The sequence below is a fragment of the Colwellia sp. E150_009 genome, from assembly GCF_053543955.1.
Genome location: NZ_JBHFOM010000062.1, coordinates 1 through 23,375 on the forward strand (window position 1 = coordinate 1; position 23,375 = coordinate 23,375).

Sequence of the window (23,375 nt, forward strand, 5' to 3'; positions counted from 1 at the left end):
AAACTGATAACATCACAAAATTGAAGAAATATAGAGTAACTATGTTTAATCAATTTTCCTTGTTCTAAGCTCGCTAATGAAGCTCTGAGTTGGGAAGAAATTTAATCAAATTGGTATAAATATAAAAAACTGTTAGTTCAGCAATGTATTCACTAAAAACTAACAGTTTTATAAAAAATATAGATTTGTAGTAAGTCGTTATCTAATTTGTAAAATTGTTTGGTTCAGTTGATTATCAACTTCTAACGCTCTTGAGTTTGCTTGGAAATTTCGTTGAGCTGAAATTAAATCAATCAATTCAGTCGTTAGGTTAACATTCGCTTGCTCTAAAGCTGAAGAGTTAATAGTACCAAAAGTACCCGAGCCCGCTTCACCCGCCAGTGCTTCACCTGAATCAATACTTTCTTTCCAACTCGTACCACCAACTTGCTTTAACCCCTGCTCGTTAGCAAAATTAACTAATACAACCCGTGATAATGGCTCTGAAGTACCATTACTGTATGTTGCTCTTACTAAACCATCAGCGCCAATATCAATCCCTGTTAAACGCCCAACGGCTAAACCATCTTGGCTTAATGCGGTAACTTCAAAGTTAGAAGCAAATTGCGTTGGCTCGTTTGGATTAGGCCCTAACGGATCTAAGTTAAAATCAATAGCCACTGTTTGTGTTGCATCAGCGCCGTTAGGTAAGTGATCTGTGAACGCAACTGTTCTAATACCACCATTGGCTAATGAAGGTGCTTGGCTAATAAAGTCACCAGAAGAATCATACGTTAGTCGAGCACCTTTTACACCCCCATCTGCCGCTAATCCACCAGAAACATCCCCCCCTGTAGGGGTTGTTTGTGAAATAGCGTCTGCTAGTGCTGTCTTAGCAGCATTTAGCGTCACTAAATCAGCAGCGGTAGGCGAAACTATTGCGTCATAAGTTGCTTGAGCTGCAGCCGCATTTGCGGTTTCAGTAACCACTAATGCTTCGGCTGCGGCTTGAACAACAGGATCCTCTTCAATATCGATTACTTTGCCGTCAACAGCGGCAAACATCATCCACTGATTAGGTGCAGTTTCAGGATTATCTTTAACAAAATAATAAGTCATAATATGACTTTGACCTAACGAGTCAAAAATGGTGATTGACGTTGAGTTATTAAATGTTAATGGATCTTCTGGATCAAAATTTCCAGGTGCATCAGAAATATAACTTTCACCCGCAGGTAAGTTCATTCGAATATCAACTTCATTGGTTTTTGTTGGCGCACCTGATGACGTAGGTATTCTTATTGGTGCCGCAGTACTTAAACTGACTGATGCTGAAGAGCCATCAGAGTTAACAGGAAAGCCTAACAAATGTCCACCTGATGAATTAACGACAAAGTTATCATCATTTAACTTAAACTGGCCTGCACGTGTATACGATGTTTCTAATGAACCTAGCTCAGGTACAGTAGCAAAAAAACCATTCCCCGTTATCGCTAAATCAAGTGAGTTATTAGTAAACTGAATACTACCTTGAGAAAATTGTTGTGCCACTTCTGAGGTTAATACACCGTCACCCACTTTCGTTTTACCCGAAGATAAAAGTGATGATGCATAAACATCAACAAATTCAGCACGGGATTCTTTAAAGCCAACAGTATTAACGTTTGCAATATTGTTTGATGTTACATCTAAATCTTTTTGTGCGGCGTTTACTCCGCTTAGTGCTATATTGAATGACATAATATAATCCTCTTAAAAATTCTTTCGTTGTTCGCTGAAGTATTTTTCAGCTATTAATTGACTAACCTTCTGACACTTCAACCACGTCTGATAAATTCATGGCAGTGCCACCATTAAGGTTAAGCACAATATTGCCACCTGAGCCAGCTAACGTGACACTATCAACTTTTCGGTAAGTCATGGCTTCAAGTTCAGATGCTTGCCCTTCAACTAAACCTACAACTCTAAAGCGATAAGCCCCTGCAGGAGCATCTTCTCCATCAATTGTTTTACCATTCCAAGTAAAACCAAACTCACCGGCATCAACATCACCTACTGGTACGGTTTGAATAACTTCTCCAATAGAGTTTTCTACATAAATATTAACGTTGTTGGCGCCTTTATCTGCAATAAGCTTACCTTTAACATCCTCTCCTTCACTCATACCAAAAATATTCTCCTCTACTAACACACTTCGCCCAACTAGTGAGGACGCTTGTAATGCCTGACTTGAGGTCATTGAACTAGCAAACAAGTCAAAAGAATCATTTAACTTTTGCACACCATCCGTAGTTGAGAATGCAGTCATTTGCGAAATCATTTCATTATTACTTACAGGCTTAGTAGGGTCTTGATGGGCTAATTCTTTTGTTAACAAAGAAAAAAAATCGGCTTGAGTTAGCATGCCTTGATTTCCATCAGACTCTTCAATTTGTTGCTTCTCTAAACTCTCTCTTATTTTGTCTTGCTTTTCCTCTAGAGTTAAAGAGTTTTGTTTCTCTAAAGCTTCTCTTATTATTTTTTGTCTTTCTTCTAGAGTGAGAGTATTTTGTGAGCTAGTACCAATTACTGATTGCATTATCTTTCCAGCCTTTTAATTATTTGCCAAATAACAGCCTCTTTCAGCACGTTTTTTGGCTGATTCGGCTAATTGCACATTCATTTGATGTAACCTAGATACAAAAAACGCCATGGCCATGCTTGTGGCACAGTTTACTTCTTTATAATTCAAGCTAATCATTATCTTTGACCAAGCTGAAGGGTTTTATTTAACATGTTCTTTGCTGACTCGGCTAATTGCACATTAGTTTGATATGAGCGAGAAGCTGAAATCATATTCGTCATCTCTTCTATTACGTTAACATTAGGCTTATATATATAACCTTCTTTGTCTGCCATAGGGTGCTCAGGAGCATATTCAATATTAAGTGGCTTATCACTTTCCACTATTCCCAACACTTGTACGCCAACATTTGAATCTTGTCCATCGGCAGCTTTTTGCATAGCAGCGGCAAAAACGGGATGACGGGCACGGTATACCTCATCAACACTTGAACTAACACTGTCGGCATTAGCAATGTTACTTGCTGTGGTATTCAAACGCGTAGATTGTGCGCTCATACCACTACCAGTAATAGTAAATACGTTAAAAAGACTCATTATGCACTACCTCCAGAAATAACATTTTTCAGGGCTTTTATCTTACCATTCAAAAATTGAACGCCCGCTTGGTACTCTAATGAGTTTTCTAGATACAAGTTTCGTTCCACTTGTACATCTACCGTATTACCATCTCCGGTATCTGGTTGATCTGGCGTGCGAAAATCGACGTTATTATTTAATTCAGTACGAACATCAAAATGCTTAGCGTGTGTTCTACTCATGCCAGTTTGTTGTTGTTGACTTGCTTGTTGCATCGCTTTTTGAAAATCCATTCCTTTAGCTTTATAACCTGGGGTGTCAGCATTAGCGATATTGCCAGCAATCACCTCTGCCCGCTTAGCACGCAAAAGCATGCCTTGTGCATGGAGTTCAAAACCTTTGTCAAAGCTAATAGCCATAATAACTCACCGTCAATTATATTTAACGTCATACCATACAAAACCCATGCCAACGAAAGAATACTTAAAACAGAAAAGTAAACAAATAATGAGGAAATTTTCATACTAGCTATATTACGATTGTGATCTTTATATGCGTAAAATAAACAAATGAACGCAAGATGTTCAATTAAAAAATAGTGAACCATCAAGAAGATAGGAGGTTTTAAACAATATACAAGGCAATAGCCTAGTGGAAGTAGCGGTAAACTACTCGAAGCATAAATACGAGTAGTTTATTATTAGCTATTTTTTCTGATAAACAATACCAGGGTTGCAGCGAATCATATGAAAATTATCATTTAATCCAGACAAAGATTCTGATGCACCTAGAAACAAATACCCTCCGTCATTTAAAGCGCCATGAATTTGACTCAAAATGCGTGATTTTATTTCTGGCGAAAAATAAATAAGCACATTTCGACAGAAAACAATATCGAACTTGCCAATTAAACTATAACTATTAAGTAAATTAAGAGAGCGAAAAGTAACCATTTTTTTCACTTCGTCCTTCACCTTTAGCATGCCATTTTCACCTTCTTCAAAAAATTGTCGCTTTCTTTCTTCTGATAAACCACGCGCTAAAGCAAGTGAGTCATATTGACCACGTTTACAGTGCTCAAGCATAGTTGCTGAAATATCAGTACCAACAACTTCTATACCTTTTGAAAAAGAACCCGACTGACTTTTTTGAAACTCTAAAACAGACATAGCAATAGAATAAGGCTCTTGCCCTGAAGAACTTGCTGCTGACCAAATTTTAACTGGCGTTTTTTTATTTAAAAATTTAGGTAAAATACTATTTTTCAATAAACTAAATGGGTATTCATCACGAAACCATAACGTTTCGTTAGTAGTCATGGCATCAACTACCGCCGCACGCAACTGCCGTTCGGTAGGAGACAAAGTTCGAGTGACTAACTCATTAAGAGAATTAAGATCAAATTTGCTCAATAAAGGCGCTAAACGGCTTTTTACAAGATACTGTTTATTTTCGCCTAAGACAATACCACATTGTTGCTCTAAAAATTCACTGATTTGATGATAACTTTTGTCATCAAGTTCTCTTGCTAGCACTATTACTGTGTCCTACTTAATATCATTTATATAGCCACCTTTATTAAGGGTGATTCAGCCATTTTTTAACTGCTGTTGCTAATTCATCAGGATGAAATTTAGGAATAAAATCTTCAGCGCCAACTTTTGCAACCATCGCATTATTAAACACACCACTTAATGATGTATGTAAAATAACAGGCATTTTAGCCATTAATTCATTTCCTTTAACTTCAGCCGTTAAGGTATAACCATCCATTTCAGGCATTTCAATGTCTGACACCATCAAGGCAACTTTTTCAGTGATGCTATGTTCACAAGTGTTAGCAATAGCCAAAAGTTGGTCTAATGCATCCTGACCATTTTTTGCCAATGCCATTTTAATACCTAAAGGCTCTAATGCTCTTTTTACTTGATTACGAGCCACGGTTGAATCATCCGCTATCATAATAATACGCTCACCAAGTCCAACACCTACACTCTCATCTGCAACGCCTTCACTTAACTCAGTTGACACAGGGTTAATTTCATTCAGTATTTTTTCAACATCTAAAATAGAAACCATCTGATCATCTATTTCAGTTACTGCGGTTAAGTAGCTAGACTTTCCCGCACCTTCTGGTGGTGGCATCATATCCTTCCAACTTAACGTAACAATACGCTCAACACCCGCAACCAGAAAACCTTGCACACTACGGTTATACTCAGCAATAATTATAAATGAATCATCTGTTTGCGTTATCGCAGGTCCGCCAATAGCCTTACTCATATCAATAATAGAAATAGTTTGACCACGAATATGCGCCACCCCTTTTATAAAAGGGTCTTGCTTTGGTAACATTGTTAACTTAGGACATTGTAAAACTTCTCGTACTTTAAAAACATTAATACCAAAACGTTGTCTACCTACTAATTTAAAAAGTAATAATTCGAGCCTGTTTTGACCAACAAGCTGTGTTCGTTGATTAACTGCATCTAGTATACCAGCCATAAAAACCTCTTTTGTAATCAATAATCATACACTTTATCTTAAATTAATTTGGAGAAAAGGCATAATTCTTGATTGTATTTATTATAAGTAAAAATAAGTGACAAAAAATTGATACTCAGCAAGCTTTCGCTTTATAAGTAATTAACAAAACGCGTATTAATAAAACTTATACCACAGAACTGATGTAATATATAACTATGTTATCTAAAATTTAAGCATAGTTGAGTATTTGAATTAACCTAGCGAAAATGGCAGAAATATGCGAATAACTAACGTTTTTTTATTATCTATAATGACATTTATTGTATTATCCCCATTGGCAAGCTTTGCCACCACATGGGATAGCGCTTATATTGAGTCATTCGCAAAAAAATTTCTTGAAAGCGAAATAGCACCGCCACCTGAGGGCAAAATTTCTTTTAACATTGCCGATATTGACCCAAGAATCATTATCAAACCTTGTCAAATTCCTCTGACAGCAAATATACCTGAAAATACTGATCGTAGAAATATTAATATTAAAATATCTTGTGATGATTCAACTTCATGGCAAATGTACCTACCAGCTAAAATAGAAAGAACGTTCGCTGTTGTTGTTGCAACCAGTACAATAGAAAAAGGGGCTACTTTAACCAAACAAAATATTGCTATTGAATATATTGCAACAAATAAAATTCGCGGTGAAAGACTGACAGATATAAACCTGGTACTAGGAAGTAAAGCAGAAAAAAGAATTGGATCAGATCATCCCATAACCAGAAGAAATATTTGTTTAGTTTGTAAAGGTGACACAATAACCATTATAGCCAAAAATGAAAATTTCATGATTAAAACTAAAGGCGTGGCGCTTAGCTCTGGAAATCTACATGAACAAATTGAGGTAGAAAACTCTCGCTCTGGGCGAGTAATAAGGCCTAAAATCAGTGCTGTTAATCAGGTGACGATTAACTTATAATTTTAAGGTACAACTGCAAATTAGTCAGGGTAATTTTATATTTTAAAATAATTAGCAAATATTTAATTTTTTATTTAAGTTATCGCATTGTTTGCCGATACAAGGTTAGAAAGTAAATTTTTTTAAAGAGCACCTTACCGTAGGGTAATATTATGACTATAAATATCAATAACTTGAACAACAAAACTCAAGTTAGCCAAAATCAGCAGGCACAAGTTAAACAAGAGGCAAGTCAAACGGCAAATACTAATACGCACGTTAAACATGCTGCTCATGACTCTGTTTCTTTAACACCACAAGCCAAACAACTTGGTGAATTACAAAAGAAAGCAACTGATTTACCAACCATTGATCAGAAAAGAATTGATGAGTTGAAAAAAACAATCGCTGCTGGGGAATATAAAATTGATCCTCAAAAACTTGCAGCAAGTATCGCTAGTTTTGAATTTGATTTGCTTTAGTTTGCTTTGTACCCCAGAATACGGGGCTCTAAGTGTGTCTATTATCTAAAGGTACTTATATGTCAGCTTCGCCTCAGTCAAAGGAATTACTTTCTCAACAATACCTTCAACTACAAGAGCTTGAGCAATTAATTATTGACGAAAAGCATATTTTACAGCAACACCAACCTAAAGATTTATTACAAATTAGCGAGAAAAAGAACCAAATATTACTCGCAATTCAAGCGCTAGATAAACAAATTAGTGTTAGCCGTGCGTTTGCCACAGATAAAGCGGCAGGTTACCTAGAGCAAGAACTGCTAGACATTGAACATTTACTTACATCTTGCCAAGAAAAAAACCAAATCAATGGTCAAATAATAACGCAATCTCAACTCGCAGTTGAGCGCATGAAAACAAGCTTACTAGAAGGTCATAACAAAGCATCTATGACTTATGATAGTAAAGGCAAAAAAAGTGGCGGGTTAAGCAGTATAGGTTTAAAAGCCTAAACAACGCGAGTTTAGGCATTAAGTTGTCGTCAATAAATACATCCCAACAAGATAAATTATATCAACTCTGATAAAATTAGAAATACTGTACATCTCTGATTTCTTTACGATTTAAACTTGCTTGATAGATTTCATATACATCTTTAAAGTCTAACTGTAATTCTGTTGTGTAGGTATCGCCTACTGGGTAGCTTTTCACAACTTTAGCCCCTTTGATCAACCCTTGCACTGAAGAAGCCAATTGTTGGTTTTCGATTAGCATGTCTGCCATTGTTGTTTTACTACTCACTTGTTGCCCATATACTTGTTCAGCTAGCTCTAAATAAGCGGCAATTTTTGACGCCTTAATGGCCATTAACATCCGCTGAGTTTCATGTGTTGATTTTTGTAAACTTATTGACGCATAACCAACACCATGAATAATAGGGAATGTTTCTGGAGCCACTGCTTGCCACTGAACATGCTTATCATACACGCTACTACATGCACTAATCAGCATAATACTTGAAACAGACATTAAAATTTTACAGAATGTATTTCTCATGATTCCACCTATTTTCAACTTCAGTTATTTTTGAATTTCAACTGCACGTTGATCTTCAATGAGCAGGTTATTACTTCGAATTATCATTCCATCCTTTAATTTAACATTATCGCTATTACTTTTTTCTTCACCTAAAACCCATGAAGGAATAAACGACTGAGCTGTTGCAACAACAACATGCGATTGAATGCCAATCATACGCGCATTTATAATAATACCGTCTTCTTGTTCCATCATGGTGCCCGCTACTATATAGTCAATAATCTGACGCTCAGGCAATTCCTTCCAATCACGACTAAATACATAATCACCCTCTTTAGTAACACGAATATGCCCTGTAGCCTTAAAATCAATAACCACTAAACCATGATGTTGCAATTCATGTACAAAGTTTTCAGCAATTTGGTTACCCAACCAATTAGTTGACTCTAAGTCACTCAAATTAACAAAAGAAGCAACAGCCACAGGCGTTTTTTTATTAACAAAGGCACTACTTTTTAACATTTGATATGCTAAACCTTTTACCATATCATTTATTGCATGCTTAGGTAGATTATAACTGTCTATTTTTCCTTTATCTTCTTGTTTCAATTTATAAAAATTGTCTTCCTTCACTGAATTACTACACGACATAAGTACTGGTAGCAGCAATAATGGTATAAGCCACTTTTTCATGGTATTCCCCTTAAAAATTCAACACCCATGTTAGATATCCACTAACATAAATACTGACAACTTTATTTATTCGGTTATTTATAGCTAAATAATAATGCACATTTCAAGCCAAGCAGTTTCATAACTAAAAATAAATCAAAATAAATAGGCACAATTTGTGCATCTCTATACACTAAATACTAATTAGACAAAGTAACCACTGATTACTTGTACTAACATTATACTATGCCAAAAATAGCCCCAAATAGGCTTTTCGTTTTCATGAGAGAGTATATGTACACTATTATCAAAAAAACTATTTTAGCTACTAGCTTACTGTTAGCAACCATTACTTGTAATGCTCAATGGTATGAAGCCCAAGGCCACGCTTCAACAGCTGAAAGCTCGGTTGAAATAGCACGAGCCAAAGCAATGGAAAACGCCTTAAAAAAAGCACTACTTGTTGCAGGGGCAAATGTTTCTAGCATTCAGCAAGTTGTTAATGGCTTACTCACTCAAGATCAAATTAACATTCGTGCCAGTGGCAATGTTAATTCAATAGAGCTTATAGACGAACTACATCATGATAACCTTATCACTGTAACCATACGCGCCGATATATTTCCTAAAGAAAAACAATGCTTTGCTTTAGATTACAAAAAGTCTATTTTACTTACCAAAAGCCATTTAATGCAAAGACAACAAGCCAATATTGGTAAAATTTATCAAATAGACTCAGCTATTATTCGCCACCTAAACAAAAAAATTACCAACAGCAGTAGTTACAGTAGCGGTAAGTTACTTCTCAAAAGTACAACTGAATTTTCACGCCTAAACACCAGCTTTAATGAAGAAAAAATAAAGCAATTAGTTATGTCATTAGCCGATACCAGCGAAAGCCAATATGTGCTTTTTAGTGAAATAAATGATGTGTCATTTCAAGAACAAAGCACTAACACCTGGAAAGTATGGCAACAAAGCACCTACCCTAGAAACTTTGATTTTACCCTGTACTTATACAATGGCTTTAATGGTGAACAAGTTTGGCAAAGGAGCTATCAAAACGCCGCCGTTTGGGACTTTAACAGAAGAAAAAATGTTGATGTTAATACCACCACTTTTTGGCAAAGTGCATACGGTAATATGATTAATTCATTGCTTGAAAAAATAGCAAACGATATTGATGACAATGTAATGTGCGAGCCGAGTGAAGGTAAAATAGTACAAGTACAAGGTAACGAAATAACAATTAATTTAGGTAAGCATCATGGCGTAAAAGTTGGCGACGAGTTCACACTACTACACAGTAACAACTTCATTAGCCAACAAGGAAAACACTATGTAAGCTATAATATTAGCCCTTTCAAAGTGAAAGTAACCAAGTTAACAACACAAAGCGCGACGGCCTCCACAATAGACAATAGCTTATTAGGCAACATTCAAATAAATGATTTAGCTGTACGTTATTAACACAATAAAATGTAACTAAACAAAGAACCAAGATAAAAACTTAACTTTATTGTGAAAAAACAATACAATATATAGCATGCCTTTGTAGCTCAGCTGGATAGAGCAAGCGCCTCCTAAGCGCTAGGTCGGAAGTTCGAATCTTCTCAAAGGCGCCATAAAAATCAATAATTAAAACCAAGATCCTTCTTAATAAAAACACAAAAAAATATTTATGACATTTATGTTCACAGTTCCTCTAAAGGGTAATTTTAATGTATTATTGCATCAGAATTAACGTAACAGCGTGTTTTTAGGCTTAATTTTAAAGGGGGTTTTTCTAAAAGAGAGATTCTAGAGCCTCGTTAGGCTTCTTCTCATGCACCTTAACTAAGTTAGGAAAAAAATGAAAAATATATTTTTGGCATCCTCTTTTGCAGAAGTTTCAAATTTATTTAAAGAATACGAAAATAAAGAAATTCAGGGGAAAACCGTTACTTTTATCCCTACTGCAAGTATTCATGAAGAAGTTACATTTTATGTAGATGCAGGAAAAGATGCTTTAGAAGATCTTGGTTTGGTGGTGGATGTTCTTGAAATTTCTACCGCGTCGTATGAAGAAATATCAAATAAACTTAAGCATAACGAATATATTTATATGACAGGGGGAAATACTTTTTTTCTTCTGCAAGAATTAAAAAGAACAGGCGCAGATAAACTTATTGTCGACCAAATTAATTTGGGTAAAATTTATATTGGAGAGTCAGCGGGGGCAGTTGTTCTCTCTCCTAACATTGAATATATTTCTGAAATGGATAACCCTAAGATCGCTGAAAGTCTAACTTCCTACGATGCCCTTGGTATTATTGATTTTTATCCATTACCTCACTATACCAGCTTCCCATTTAAAGAAACGGCAGAAACTATCTTTTCAAAATACAAAGGAAAAATAAAAATTTCCAAATTCAGTAACAATGAAGCAATTTTTATAAATGGTGGGCATGCTAAAGTTGAGGCTGTAAAATAACTGATTCAGTCAAAATGACTGATTTTTTAGCTCCTGTATCGCGCTGTAACGTGTTAATTCGATATAGGTAATGCATTACGCCCTCTGTTTTATGAGGTAATTCACAAAAAATGAGTAACTCTACAAGCTCGTTAGGCGATAAAGTTAATATACGGACATAGAATGGATTATTTAAGAATAAATAAAGAAGCGTGGGACAAGAGAACTAAAGTACATGTTGAATCAAAATTCTACGATGTTGCATCATTCAAAAATGGTAAGTGTTCGTTAAACCCAATCGAGCTAAAACAAGTGGGAAATGTACAAGGAAAGTCCTTGCTACATCTACAGTGCCATTTTGGTCAAGATACCTTGTCTTGGGCTCGTTTGGGGGCAGAAGTCACAGGTGTAGACTTATCTGCTGATGCAATCGAGCAAGCAAATTCATTGAAGCGAACGTTGGCTTTGAAAGCAGATTTTATTGAGAGTGATGTTGTTCAATTTGGTCGTAAAAATAAGCAACAGTTTGATATCGTATTTACCTCATACGGAGTTTTGTGCTGGTTATCCAATTTATCGGATTGGGCACAAACAGTCGCCAATTCATTAAAATCTGGCGGAGAGTTCCACCTAGTTGAGTTTCATACATTCAACGACTTATTGTCAGGTTACTCGTATTTCCTGAATAATGAACCTGATATTGAAGAGGAAGGCACTTATACAGAAAACTGCGATGGTACTACATCAAAGATGGTGACTTGGTCACATTCAATGAGTGAGGTTATAAGCGCCTTAATCAGTGCAGGATTAATGATTGAGTCTTTCTCTGAGTATCCTTATAGCCCATACAATTGCTTTGACGGTTTAGAGTTGGTGCCAAACTTGGGGTATCAAATGTTGTATAAGGGGCAGCAGGTTCCACTGTTGTATTCAATTAAGGCGCGAAAAATCGCCTAACAACTAAGATAGGTGTCGCGCAACCCAACCTTATTCGGGTATTGAACAAGCACGAAACCAACGAATAAAAACAAAGACACAGCTCTCTATAAAACAATCCTTTTTAAGTTTCGTATTCTATAAAAATAAATGTATACTTAATTACTGCCATAAATTGTTGTGTTAGGTTGTTGTTTGATAAATAAAGTTTTTATTCTAATTTTCATAATAGTTAGCCTTTTCTTAGGGGGTTTAGCTTTTGCTGAAAACATAGAGGTAGAACATGCCAACAAAATTGCTATTTTCTATCCTGAAGCGAAAGAGCCTTACCAATCAATTTATCAAGAAATTATAGCGGGCTCTACCAAAGCAGCTAACGATTTTGATCCTAAAATCCAATATGTAGAGTATATTCTAACTAAAGAATTTAACAGCAAACAAATAGTACAAACACTGACAAAAAAGAAAATCAATAAAGTCATTGTGCTAGGCCGTTTAGGCTGGAAATTAGCCAAAGAGTTGTCAAAATTTAAGAATAAAAGCGCCACCAATGTTTTTCAAGTTGTTTCAGGTGCCCTTCCCCTCAGCCCCAATGATATTTCAGGTGTTAGTTTAGTAACAGACCCTGCATTTCTCTTTGGCTATCTCAAACAGGTTGCCAGTAACGTCAAAAAAATTCATGTTGTTTATAGCGATAAAAGTGCTTGGTTAATTAAGTTAGCAAAAAATGCCGCATTAAAAAAAGGGTTAACTCTCTATAGTCACTATGTTAGTAGTACCGCAGAAGCAATAAAATTTTATCAGAATTTGTTTGATTCTGATGTATCGAATGAAGATGCGATATGGCTGCCGTTAGATAAAATATCTTCGCATGACAAAATCACGCTTCCCCTTATTTTAGAAGAAGCTTGGGCTAAAGAAGTTGTTGTTTTTTCAAGTAAACCGTCACACGCCAAACGCGGTGTTTTATTTTCAACGTACCCTAATAACTTTGACTTAGGTAAACAACTTTTCGCTATGGTACAAAAACTTGAAAACAAACCAGATCAAAAAGACTTTGCAGCATTAAAATCAACACGTTTAGCGGTTAATTTACGTACAGCAGCACATTTAGGGCTTAAATATAGCTCTGAACAACAACAACAATTTCAATTAACCTTTCCACTGTGATGTTTATGATAAATAATCAAGAAACAAGTATCTACCATGCCAGCTTTAAGCGACAGCTGTTAACACTGCTTGTCGTTAGTATTGTTATGATTACCATTATCACTTCATTATTAACAGCATGGCAAACCAGCCAAACATTAAGAGAAAGCACAATTGATACAAGCCTACAAATCACACACAACTTTGCAGAACAAACAGTACTAGCATTACTCACTGGCAGTAAAGAAAATGGGCAAGAAGCAATAAAAAGAGCACTAGGGTTTACTGCCGTAGTTGGTGTTGCAGTATACAAAACCAATGGCGATGTGCTCATTCAATCAGCCAAAATGAATGTACAAAAGCCTTTATTTAAAGCTGCATTACTTCCAAATAAGCCACAATTACTTTTTGAAACAGACAAAATTTGGACTTATAGCGCAGCGGTAACCTATATTGAAGACAGTTATGATGAAGACATGATTAACCTTGAGGACGAGATCATTAAAGAACAAAAATTAGGTTATGTACTGGTACAGTATAATAAAGATGAGTTACGCCAAATACAGCGCTCAATTTTTATTAACAATATATCTATAGGGGCGCTAGGTGCCTTTGTTTTAGCTCTTTTGATTCAATATGTTATTAATCATTTAACCAAACCATTATCAGCATTATCGCAAACAATGGCGTCTGCAAGAGATTCTGGTTTATACCCTAAAGCGGTAGTTAATGGTGCATTAGAGATTAGGCAAATGGCACAAATCTATAACCAGATGATGGCAACACTTGAGCAACAAAATATTGCACTAGAAAATAGCCGTAACACTTTAGAGTCTGAAGTGGAAATAAGAACACAAGAACTCGTTGTTGCCAGAGACAGTGCCTTAACCGCAAGCCGACATAAATCAGAGTTTTTGGCTAATATCAGCCACGAGTTACGCACCCCATTACAAGCAATTATTGGTTATAGTGATCTTGTGCGTGAAGATTTAGAGCTTGAGGGTATGGATGCTCAAGTTGAAGACTTAAATAAAAGCATTCGTAACGCCCACAATTTACTTGACCTTATAAATAAGATTTTAGATTTATCTAAAATTGAAGCAGGTCGAATGGATCTGTATTTAAAAGCCGTTAATATTAAAAACTTAATTCATGAGGCCTTAGACACCGTATTACCTATGGCAAATTCTAACAACAATGAGCTTAAAGTTAACATGGGTTCATTAGCCTCTATTTTGTATATTGATCGCCAAAAAGTATTACAAATATTTCTTAATTTACTCAGTAATGCCTGCAAATTTACCCAAAACGGTACTATAACGTTTAACATTTATAGCGACAAAAACTTCCTTTATTATTCAGTATCAGACACGGGCGTCGGTATTGCTAAAGAAAAGCTTAGTTATATATTTGAACAATTTACGCAAATAGACGGTAGTCAAACACGTAATTTTGAAGGCACGGGGTTAGGTATGGCAATAACGCAAAATTTTTGCCAATTAATGGGCGGCACTATCACAGTAGAAAGTGAGCTAGGCGTAGGCTCAGTGTTTACAGTGAAACAGCCATTACATCATAATATTTAATTGTTTAGCTAGAGGTCATTAATGCAATATACTCAACATTTTTTAGCACTCTCTTTATTAGGGTGTTTTATAATACAGAGCCCAATATTGCTTGCAAAGGAATTACGAGCACATAACCATGTTATGAATTTTGAAGAAGAATATGATAACTACGGTGATGAAATTCAGCAGTCGTTAGAAGACTTTTATGGCGATGAAGACTTTGTTAGTATTGCCACAGGAAACAAAGTATTAATCCGCAAGGCACCTTCAGTAGCGACGGTAATTACCGCTGAACAAATTGAAAGCATGGGGGCTGAAACTGTATCTGAAGCATTAGAAACGGTTCCGGGCCTTCACGTTTACCCTTCCCCCTTTAATCGGTTGAACACCTCATTTTCTATTCGGGGAATACACACAGATCAAAACCCTCAAATTCTTTTTCTTATTAATGGCTTACCTGTAAGAGAAGAGTATACAGGTGCGCGCCCTCAAGCCTTTAAAATGCCTGTTCATTCTATCTCTAGAATTGAAGTAATTCGAGGGCCAGGCTCTGCTATTTATGGCGCTGACGCATACGCTGGTGTCGTTAATGTTATTACAAAAGAGCTTACTAAAATAAAAGAGGCAAATTTCGGCGGGCGTTATGGCAGCTATCAATCCTCAAACTTATGGTATCAAAATGCCTTTTCATTAGGTGATACAGAGTTTGGTTTTGCTGTAGAAACATTGAAAAGTGATGGTGATGATGGTCGTATTTTAACTCGCGACTTACAATCAATATTTGATGACATTACAGAAACGTCTACTTCGAAAGCCCCAGGTAAACTCAATACTAACTACGATATCCTTGATATAAGGTTAACAGCCGCGTTGAAAAACCTTCAAACAAACTTTTGGTATTGGGATAACAACAATGCTGGCCTAGGCTCAGGTTCAGGACAAGCATTAGACCCCACAGGTACTCAAAATACAACCATATACCAATTTGACGTAAACTATGATTGGACTATATCTTCTTGGGAAGCAAAAGCTCATTACAGTTTTTATAAAATGAAAGACAAGGCTCAGTTTTCTGTATTGCCTGCCAATTCACTCGTACCCATTGGAGCAGATGGCAATTTAAATTTAACATCGCCTATTGGTATGGGGCTATTTGTAGATGGTTATTTAGGAAATCCACAACCTACTGAAAAACTTCACTCTTTCAACCTAACATTTCTTTCTACTGATATAAATGAACACCAGCTACGAATTGAAACAGGTATTTCACAAAGAAAACTAACCGCTAAAGAAGAAAAAAACTTTGGTCCTGGGGTTATTGACACCCAAAAAATAGCGGAATTATTTGCCATAGGGCAAATTATGGTTATCGACGGTAAATTAACCGATGTATCTAATACCCCTTATATTTTTGTTAAAGATGCCGAAAGAAAAAACACCTACGTAAGCATTCAAGATCAATGGCAATTTGCTAATGACTGGGAGCTTACAACAGGAATTCGATACGACTATTATGATGATTTTGGTTCTACTTTAAATCCGCGTATGGCTTTGGTTTGGGCAGTAAACCAAAATACTACAACAAAATTATTATACGGCAGAGCCTTTAGAGCGCCAGCTTTTGATACCCTTTACGCAATTAATAACCCTGTTGGTATTGGTAACCCTAACTTAGAGCCAGAAACTATAGATACAATTGAATTTAGTCTTAATCAGTATTTGCAAAATAATATTCATTGGTCTGCTAATTTATTTAAGTATCATAGTAGAAATTTAATCGAGTTTGTTACAGCGCAAAATACAACAAGCACCGTTGCACAAAATTCAAAAAATCAAAAAGGGTATGGTTTTGAAACTGAATTAAGTTGGAAGTTTAACAATAACAGCTTAACCCTAAATTATTCATGGCAGCACTCTGAAGATGAAGCAACAAACATAACAACTGCGTTAGCACCTAAAGAGTTATTTAGCGCAATATATAACTCAGAACTATCGCAATCGATAGCTTTTAATACCAAGGTTAATTGGATTGGCAAAAGAACCCGTGAAGCAGGTGATTTTAGAAAAGAGTTAGAAAACTATTCGACAGTTGATATGGCTTTGCATTGGACCCTTGATAATGGTGGTCTGTGGAAACTGTCTATTTTAGGTAAAAATATCTTTGATAAATCAGCTTTTGAACCTTCACACCCATTAGTTCCAGAAGCGTTAGGTCCTATGGGTGATTATCCTATTCAAGGCAGAAGTCTCTATATACAAATATCTAAAGGGTTATAAAACATAATGAGTGATAGAAAAGTAAAAATTGAAAGTAGGAATGATTGTTTTACGTCAAAAATAAAAAGCGAAATCACTTTAGAGATGCCCTCACAAGACAATGAATTTTTAGTAAAAGAAACACGAACACATGGATATAATGTCATAGATTTAATGGATAACTGCGACTATAGCGATGTTTTTTTCTTACTGTATAATCGCGAATTGCCAACTCAGACACAAAAAAACTTGTTTAGGCAATTATCTGTTTTCTTAATAAATCTAGGTCCTCGGCATGCATCATCAAGAACCGCAGCCAATGCAGCTATTGGACGAACAGATGTAAATCATATAGTACCTATTGCCATAATGGGAATGGGGGGAGATTACGGTGGTTCAAAAGAAGTAGAAAATGCCATGCGTTTTTTAAAACAGCATTTTAATGATATGCCAAAGACAGTTGCTAATAAATACATCAACGCCAACCCTGATACTAACCACGAAGATTGGATAATTGCACCAGGTTTTGGTACTGACTTTAGAGGACAATCTCCTTTTCTTATTGATGTTAAAAATAAACTATTGCTTGCCTCACCTGCCGAGGGCTACCTTGCTTGGGCAAATACATTAGTCAGTCACCTTCCAACAGAAAAACAATGTGGTTGGCGCTTAGCAGGAATAGTCGCTGCCGCATTATTAGACTTGAATATTGAACCAAGACTTGGTGCTGGAATTTTTCAAATGTTAGCCTGCCCTGGTGCATTTGCTCATGGAATTCAATTTTCTAATAAGCCTATTACCGAAATACCTTTTTTAAAAGACGAAGATTATGAAATCAAAAATGACCAATGAATTATGGCTGTCAAAGCGAGGGAAAATAATAACAAATCGTGGTGGTTGGCGAATAGGTGAAGCAATTTACAATTGTGGCTATTCTATGATGGATGATCTTGTTGGTAAAAAATCCTTTTTTCAAACGCTTATATTAAATGTTACACGAAAAATGCCAAGTAAAGTGCTTTCTGATTGGTTTGAGGCCAGTTTCATTTGTTTAAGTTGGCCTGATTCGCGAATTTGGTGTAATCAAAATGGTTCTTTGATTGGTTCAGTTAAAGGGTCTCCTGTTGCGGGTATTGCTGCGGGAATTCTTTCAGCTGACTCTAGAATGTATGGTCCAGGTTCTATTACTGGTGGCGCCGAATTTATTCAACAGGCGCTAAAGTGGTATAAAGAAGGCATGACACCTTTAGAAATTATTAAAAAAGAACTCGCATCCAAACACACAAAACCAGGTGCCAAACCCGTTATTGTAGGTTATGCCCGCCCCATAGCAACAGGTGACGAGCGAGTGGAAGCAATGGAAAAAGTAACCAAAAACTTGGGGTTTGAAGAAGGAGAACATTTAAAATTAGCTTTTAAAATTCATACAACACTTGCAGAGCATTACCAAGAAAATATGAACTATGTGGGTTATGTCACTGCTTTTCTGACTGATCAAGGCTTTACTCCAACAGAAATGTACCGAATTTACAGTACTTGGGTGCATTCTGGTGTTCATGCCTGCTATGCAGAAGCAAACGACGACATTGCTGGCGGTTTTCTGCCGCTAGCCTGTGATGACATTGACTATACAGGCGTTAAACCAAGAGCATTACCTAAACGAGAATAATTGCAATTATCCACCAGGCGTTGCTGATTCATTTTTATCAGCTAAACCTTTTACCCTTTGCCCCATCGGTGGAACTTCATTTGGGTCAATAATGACATTGAGCAACGTAGGGCCATTTTTATTTCCTAAGCGTTGCCAATCAATTTGCATCAATTCAATGGGCGTACTTATTGTTATTCCTTCAATACCCATAGCTTCCGCCATCATGGCATAATCTATTTTAGGTAATTCAAATCCTATTTCTTCAGCGCCCCCTAGTTTTTGACCATGCTTAACCATGCCCAGTTCACTGTCATTCAAAACCACATATATAACAGGTAATTGGTGTTGCAAAGCGACGGTAATTTCTTGACCTGACATTAAATAACTACCATCACCTGTAATACAAATTGAGGGTTGTTTACTACCGAAACAAGTCCCTATTGATGCCCCTATAGCCCAACCCATAGATCCAAATCCCATGGCAATATGATAATAACCACTTGACGATCTACGATGATAATAGTGCGTGAACCAAGCCCAAGTATTACCCGCATCTAAATGTAAGCGGAAACTCAATGGAATGTGTCGAGCAAACTCAGAGACAACTCGTTGAGGTTTTAAAGGAATAGCATCTGAATAACATGACTCAGGGTCATTTAATGTAATTTGATAGCCATGAGAAGCTTTTTCAGACTTTTCTTTCTGAAACTTTTGCTGTATAGGATCAACGGCTCCCCATGAACGACCCCACTTCATTCCCTGCCTAATATTTTCATTGAGTTGCATAAATATCAGTTTTAAGTCACCGCATACATGATGTTTAGCCATGGGAGTACGAGAAAAATGTTCTACGGTAGAGTCAATATGAACTAAGCGGTCATTCAATAAATGGGAATGCCAGCCTCCAGTCCCTATTTCTGTAATGGGAGTACCTACTGCGATCAATAAATCAATGCCTTGATCTTCCATTGTGTCATGTGCACTTTGGTGACCCGCAAAACCATATACGCCTCTAAATCGCCTATGATATCCATCAACCCAGCGTTTACCCGCAGGCCCTGCGACAATAGGTGCATGTGTTAAATCGGAAAATCGCATAATTTCATCAATTGCTGGTCCACACCCTTTCCCTAAAAACAAGGCTACCCGCCATGAGTTACAAAGCATTAACGTTAATTTATCTACTGCATTATTGTCGGTTAACGTAAACTCTTGAACTAATCGAGCGACTTTGATTTCAGAGCCTTTAGTAGGCTTTTGACGCAATATATCTGAAGGAATACTAATATGCACAGGACCATTTGGTGTTCTGTTCGCAGCCATAATAGCCGCTATTAGTTTGGTATTAATTTGCTCAGTATGCGAAATAAGGGTGCTATAGCGTGTACAATATTTGAAGATAGATACGGTATCTACCGCAGTACAAGAGGAGTCTTGTAAAGCATTTCGACCGAACTTAGGTAGAGGGGTTTGTGCGGTAATGACTAAAATAGCTATATTATCGGCATATGCAGAAGCTACCCCCGTTAAAAGGTTAGTAGAACCAGGTCCTGTGGTTGCACAACATACGCCAAGTTTACCTGTTTCTCTTGCATAACCTTCCGCCATAAAAGCAGCACCAGCTTCATGGCGAGCAACAATTATTTTAGGGCCTCCCTCTTTTTCTCTTCTTGCTAGAGCATTAAATAATGGTTCAATAGCACCGCCCGGCACCCCAAATACAAACTCAACTTCAAGTAGCCTTAAATACTCAATAATTAAATCAGCATTATCCCAATCCTCTTTTAATTCAACCTCCTTCTGTAGATTTTCTTTTGCCAGTATTGAGATTTTCATTTAATACCTCGGGTTATTATTATGAGTATTATGTTTTGTACTAATTCATCCTAATTGAATAGTTCATCCACGGGTTTGGGTTTACCTAAATGATAGCCTTGCGCATAGGCCACCCCTATAGTAGCTAACAGTTGTAGCGTTTCTTCGTTTTCTACAAATTCAGCCACTGTTTTCTTACCTAATGCAGTAGCCACCTCATATATCGCTTTAACTAGAGCCAAATCCACAGGGTTAGTTACTAAATCAATAATAAATGAGCCATCAATTTTTACTGATTGCGCCGGTAATTGTTTTAAGTAATTAAAAGTACTAAAACCCGTACCGAAATCATCAATTGAAAACTCACAACCTAAAGCACTCAGCTTTTCAACCATACTTTGTGTTGCCATAATATTACTTAAACTGGCACTTTCTGTTAGTTCAAAAATAATACGGTGAGGATCAACACTGTACTGATGCAATTTTTCTTGAATAAGTGGTAATAAACCTTCATCACTAAAGCCTTGCGCAGACAGATTAATGGCTATTTTGGTTAATGCTGGATGTTTGGCTAAATAATAAATGGCTTTACTCACTACTTGTCTGTCAAGTAAGCTCATATCACCTTCACGCTCTAAAGCTGGGATAAACTCACCTGGTGGTACTATTTGACCATTAAACTCCAAGCGAACTAAAGCTTCATAATAAACGACTTGTTTAGTGGCAATATCAATAATCGGTTGAAAAAAAAGTACTAAATTATCATTAGCCACTGCTTGGCGTAACTTTCTAGCCCACCTAAGACTAGCAAGTAAATCTTTACTTAAATTATCATTATCATTGTATACATGGGCTATATTTCGGCCTAATTTTTTCGCCGCATATAAAGCAATATCTGCTTGTTTCATGTACTCAGCAACAGGGAGTGTATTACTGTTTATTTCTGCAATACCAATAGAGCAATTAATTTTAATAACCTTTCCTTCAACCCTACATTGATAATCATCAAGTAGTTTACAAATATTAGTTGCTAAGGTTAGTGCCGTTCTTTGATTAGTATTAGGGAGTAATAAAGCAAATTCATCGCCACCAATACGAGCAAGAAAATCACTTTTCCTTAACCGTGAGCTGACTAATGAAGAAACATTTCTTAATACCATGTCACCATGATGGTGTCCTAAAGTATCATTAATCACTTTAAAACGATCAAGATCCAAATAAAGTAAAGCATGAGGACCATGACCTCGAGAAGCGGTTGCGGTAAACTGCTTTAGCTCAGTTTCAAAGTACAACCTATTATACAAGCCTGTTAAGCCATCATGCATGGCAATATATTCTAACTCTTGTTGAGCTTTCTTACGCGAGGTAATATTTTCAACCGTGCCAGAAATAATACGACTTTTGTGGGCTTTTTTACAGGTTATATCAAAACGAGCCAATACCCATAATTCTTCATTAAATTGATTTTTTAAACGAAACTCAAAATGTTGAGTATCAACCTTACCCGATAATAAGGTTAATATTTCATTAGAAGTAGAAGAGTCTATAGTCTCTGTTTGGTCGACAAAATCAATTAATGGTCGTTGAATAGACTCATCTATTGTGTAACCAGTAAATTTTTCCCATGCTTTATTTAAAAAGCTAATATCACCATTTTCATCTAGTTCGATAATGATGGTGCCAAGTTGATCTAATAATTGCTGATGTTGTTCTGATATATTCTTGTATTCAGCACGACTTTGATTTAACGATTGAACTTTGTCAGCAAATTGTAAGTTACTAATAATAAAATCTTCACGCCTTGCTGCTGTTTCACATACTCTTCTTAATTGCTCAGCTCTAAAAGGTTTAGTCACAAAATCAGCAGCACCTTTAAGCATAAGATCTTCGGCCAATTCCATTGTATGGTTCGCAGTCATTATCACCACAGACTGCGCTGGATTTTCTTTCATGATGTAATCGAGTACTTCATTGCCCGACATACCAGGCAACATGACATCGAGTAATACTAAGGCGTAGTTATTTTTACGCCACAATGCAAGACCAGCTTCACCATCATTAGCACTATCTATAGTAAAACGACTATTCAATATTCGGTTAACAAGATGACAAGTATCTAAATTATCTTCTATGACTAATAACGAAGACTTATCCATATCTTCAAGTGGCATTAAATCTTCATTATTAATAATATCAGGCAGTTTTTCACACTCAGAAAAAGCAATGAGACTATTTATACCAAATTCACGAGCGGTAGCACTAGCAAGGTGTTCACACCATGTATTCGCTACAACAACAAAAGGCGTATCTGCAGAACATTTTAAAACGCCAGAACGTACCATGCGTGCTAAACGCCAGCCATCAAAATTATCAAGGTTTATGTTGCTTACAACAAAATCAATATTATCTCTTTTTAAAATAGCTATTGCGCTGCGTGTATTTCTCGCAACTATAATAGTGTAATTAGTAGCTGAAACTAATAAGTTTTCTAACTTTAAGAGCCTTTCAGCATTAGTATTAAGTAGCAATAGTTGTTTAGATGAAGAAGGCTGCAACATATTTCCTTGGCTCAATAAAGTATAAAAATTAAGACCTTAATTTAAATCAACTGTAATATAACAACAATTGTTTCACTATGTAAATGGTTTCATTTCTACTTATGAAGGTGTTCATACCAAGTTGATTAAGTTCTTTCCCACTCAGCGAGAATTAAAAGGCTTAGAGGCAAGGCATTGATTGAAGAGAATGGTCATTCCCTTGTCAAAATCAATAACGCCGCATATAAGCTTTTACTTTTTATTAAGTACTCGCCCTTTGG

21 protein-coding genes and 1 tRNA gene are annotated in these 23,375 nt (G+C 36.3%); 12 read left to right on the plus strand and 10 right to left on the minus strand.

What is annotated here, in order from left to right; all coding sequences use genetic code 11:
* Positions 1 to 198 precede the first annotated feature (198 nt).
* The 6 genes from ACE1OF_RS18525 to ACE1OF_RS18550 all read right to left on the minus strand — a co-directional run bounded on the left by ACE1OF_RS18525 (position 199) and on the right by ACE1OF_RS18550 (position 5,625).
* Positions 199 to 1,719 carry a flagellar hook protein FlgE gene (locus ACE1OF_RS18525; protein ID WP_448896310.1) on the minus strand — a complete coding sequence of 507 codons (1,521 nt, stop codon included), beginning with the start codon at positions 1,717 to 1,719 and terminating at the stop codon, positions 199 to 201.
* A gap of 61 nt (positions 1,720 to 1,780) precedes the next feature.
* A complete protein-coding gene (locus ACE1OF_RS18530) occupies positions 1,781 to 2,557 on the minus strand; it encodes a flagellar hook assembly protein FlgD (protein WP_448896311.1) in 777 nt (258 codons plus the stop codon).
* A gap of 161 nt (positions 2,558 to 2,718) precedes the next feature.
* Positions 2,719 to 3,138: a flagellar basal body rod protein FlgC gene (gene flgC, locus ACE1OF_RS18535; RefSeq protein WP_448896312.1), complete on the minus strand. Its 420-nt coding sequence runs from the start codon at positions 3,136 to 3,138 to the stop codon at positions 2,719 to 2,721.
* Positions 3,138 to 3,539, minus strand: coding sequence for a flagellar basal body rod protein FlgB (flgB, locus tag ACE1OF_RS18540; RefSeq protein WP_448896314.1), 402 nt, complete (start codon positions 3,537 to 3,539; stop codon positions 3,138 to 3,140). The genes flgC and flgB overlap by 1 nt, the downstream gene beginning before the upstream one ends.
* Positions 3,540 to 3,824: 285 nt before the next feature.
* Complete coding sequence (locus ACE1OF_RS18545; protein ID WP_448896315.1) at positions 3,825 to 4,655, minus strand: CheR family methyltransferase; 831 nt, start codon at positions 4,653 to 4,655, stop codon at positions 3,825 to 3,827.
* A 43-nt stretch (positions 4,656 to 4,698) separates the two neighbouring features.
* Positions 4,699 to 5,625 carry a chemotaxis protein gene (locus ACE1OF_RS18550; protein ID WP_448896316.1) on the minus strand — a complete coding sequence of 309 codons (927 nt, stop codon included), beginning with the start codon at positions 5,623 to 5,625 and terminating at the stop codon, positions 4,699 to 4,701.
* A gap of 259 nt (positions 5,626 to 5,884) precedes the next feature.
* On the opposite strand from ACE1OF_RS18550, the gene flgA reads away from it, so the two are divergent.
* The 3 genes from flgA to flgN all read left to right on the plus strand — a co-directional run bounded on the left by flgA (position 5,885) and on the right by flgN (position 7,532).
* A complete protein-coding gene (flgA, locus tag ACE1OF_RS18555) occupies positions 5,885 to 6,580 on the plus strand; it encodes a flagellar basal body P-ring formation chaperone FlgA (RefSeq protein ID WP_448896318.1) in 696 nt (231 codons plus the stop codon).
* A gap of 152 nt (positions 6,581 to 6,732) precedes the next feature.
* Positions 6,733 to 7,041: a flagellar biosynthesis anti-sigma factor FlgM gene (flgM, locus tag ACE1OF_RS18560; protein WP_448896319.1), complete on the plus strand. Its 309-nt coding sequence runs from the start codon at positions 6,733 to 6,735 to the stop codon at positions 7,039 to 7,041.
* Positions 7,042 to 7,100: 59 nt separating this feature from the next.
* Positions 7,101 to 7,532, plus strand: a complete 432-nt coding sequence (flgN, locus tag ACE1OF_RS18565; protein ID WP_448896320.1) for a flagellar export chaperone FlgN — start codon at positions 7,101 to 7,103, stop codon at positions 7,530 to 7,532.
* A gap of 76 nt (positions 7,533 to 7,608) precedes the next feature.
* On the opposite strand, the gene ACE1OF_RS18570 is transcribed toward flgN, so the two are convergent.
* Positions 7,609 to 8,076, minus strand: coding sequence for an LPP20 family lipoprotein (locus ACE1OF_RS18570; protein WP_448896321.1), 468 nt, complete (start codon positions 8,074 to 8,076; stop codon positions 7,609 to 7,611).
* Between the two features lie 24 nt (positions 8,077 to 8,100).
* On the minus strand, positions 8,101 to 8,751 hold the full coding sequence (locus ACE1OF_RS18575; RefSeq protein WP_448896322.1) for a FlgO family outer membrane protein: 651 nt from the start codon (positions 8,749 to 8,751) through the stop codon (positions 8,101 to 8,103).
* Between the two features lie 273 nt (positions 8,752 to 9,024).
* On the opposite strand from ACE1OF_RS18575, the gene ACE1OF_RS18580 reads away from it, so the two are divergent.
* The 9 genes from ACE1OF_RS18580 to ACE1OF_RS18620 all read left to right on the plus strand — a co-directional run bounded on the left by ACE1OF_RS18580 (position 9,025) and on the right by ACE1OF_RS18620 (position 18,760).
* Positions 9,025 to 10,200 carry a flagellar assembly protein T N-terminal domain-containing protein gene (locus tag ACE1OF_RS18580; protein WP_448896323.1) on the plus strand — a complete coding sequence of 392 codons (1,176 nt, stop codon included), beginning with the start codon at positions 9,025 to 9,027 and terminating at the stop codon, positions 10,198 to 10,200.
* A 78-nt stretch (positions 10,201 to 10,278) separates the two neighbouring features.
* Positions 10,279 to 10,355: transfer RNA gene (locus ACE1OF_RS18585), tRNA-Arg, on the plus strand.
* Positions 10,356 to 10,582: 227 nt separating this feature from the next.
* Positions 10,583 to 11,203 (plus strand): Type 1 glutamine amidotransferase-like domain-containing protein, encoded by a 621-nt coding sequence (locus ACE1OF_RS18590; protein ID WP_448896324.1) that lies wholly within the window; start codon positions 10,583 to 10,585, stop codon positions 11,201 to 11,203.
* 162 nt (positions 11,204 to 11,365) lie between these two features.
* Entirely contained in the window at positions 11,366 to 12,139 is a 774-nt protein-coding gene (locus tag ACE1OF_RS18595; RefSeq protein WP_448896325.1) for a class I SAM-dependent methyltransferase, read from the plus strand.
* A 174-nt stretch (positions 12,140 to 12,313) separates the two neighbouring features.
* The gene (locus ACE1OF_RS18600) at positions 12,314 to 13,288 is read left to right on the plus strand and encodes an ABC transporter substrate binding protein (RefSeq protein WP_448896326.1); all 975 of its coding nucleotides are present in this window, start codon (positions 12,314 to 12,316) and stop codon (positions 13,286 to 13,288) included.
* A 5-nt stretch (positions 13,289 to 13,293) separates the two neighbouring features.
* Positions 13,294 to 14,853, plus strand: a complete 1,560-nt coding sequence (locus ACE1OF_RS18605) for an ATP-binding protein (RefSeq protein ID WP_448896327.1) — start codon at positions 13,294 to 13,296, stop codon at positions 14,851 to 14,853.
* A 21-nt stretch (positions 14,854 to 14,874) separates the two neighbouring features.
* A complete protein-coding gene (locus ACE1OF_RS18610) occupies positions 14,875 to 17,112 on the plus strand; it encodes a TonB-dependent receptor plug domain-containing protein (RefSeq protein WP_448896328.1) in 2,238 nt (745 codons plus the stop codon).
* 6 nt (positions 17,113 to 17,118) lie between these two features.
* On the plus strand, positions 17,119 to 17,943 hold the full coding sequence (locus ACE1OF_RS18615; RefSeq protein ID WP_448896330.1) for a hypothetical protein: 825 nt from the start codon (positions 17,119 to 17,121) through the stop codon (positions 17,941 to 17,943).
* Positions 17,921 to 18,760, plus strand: coding sequence for a hypothetical protein (locus ACE1OF_RS18620; RefSeq protein ID WP_448896332.1), 840 nt, complete (start codon positions 17,921 to 17,923; stop codon positions 18,758 to 18,760). Before ACE1OF_RS18615 ends, ACE1OF_RS18620 begins: the two co-directional genes overlap by 23 nt.
* Before the next feature lie 6 nt (positions 18,761 to 18,766).
* On the opposite strand, the gene ACE1OF_RS18625 is transcribed toward ACE1OF_RS18620, so the two are convergent.
* Both ACE1OF_RS18625 and ACE1OF_RS18630 read right to left on the minus strand, forming a co-directional pair.
* Positions 18,767 to 20,578, minus strand: a complete 1,812-nt coding sequence (locus ACE1OF_RS18625) for a thiamine pyrophosphate-binding protein (RefSeq protein ID WP_448896334.1) — start codon at positions 20,576 to 20,578, stop codon at positions 18,767 to 18,769.
* Positions 20,579 to 20,628: 50 nt separating this feature from the next.
* Positions 20,629 to 23,115, minus strand: coding sequence for an EAL domain-containing protein (locus ACE1OF_RS18630; RefSeq protein WP_448896335.1), 2,487 nt, complete (start codon positions 23,113 to 23,115; stop codon positions 20,629 to 20,631).
* Between the last annotated feature and the right edge of the window lie 260 nt (positions 23,116 to 23,375).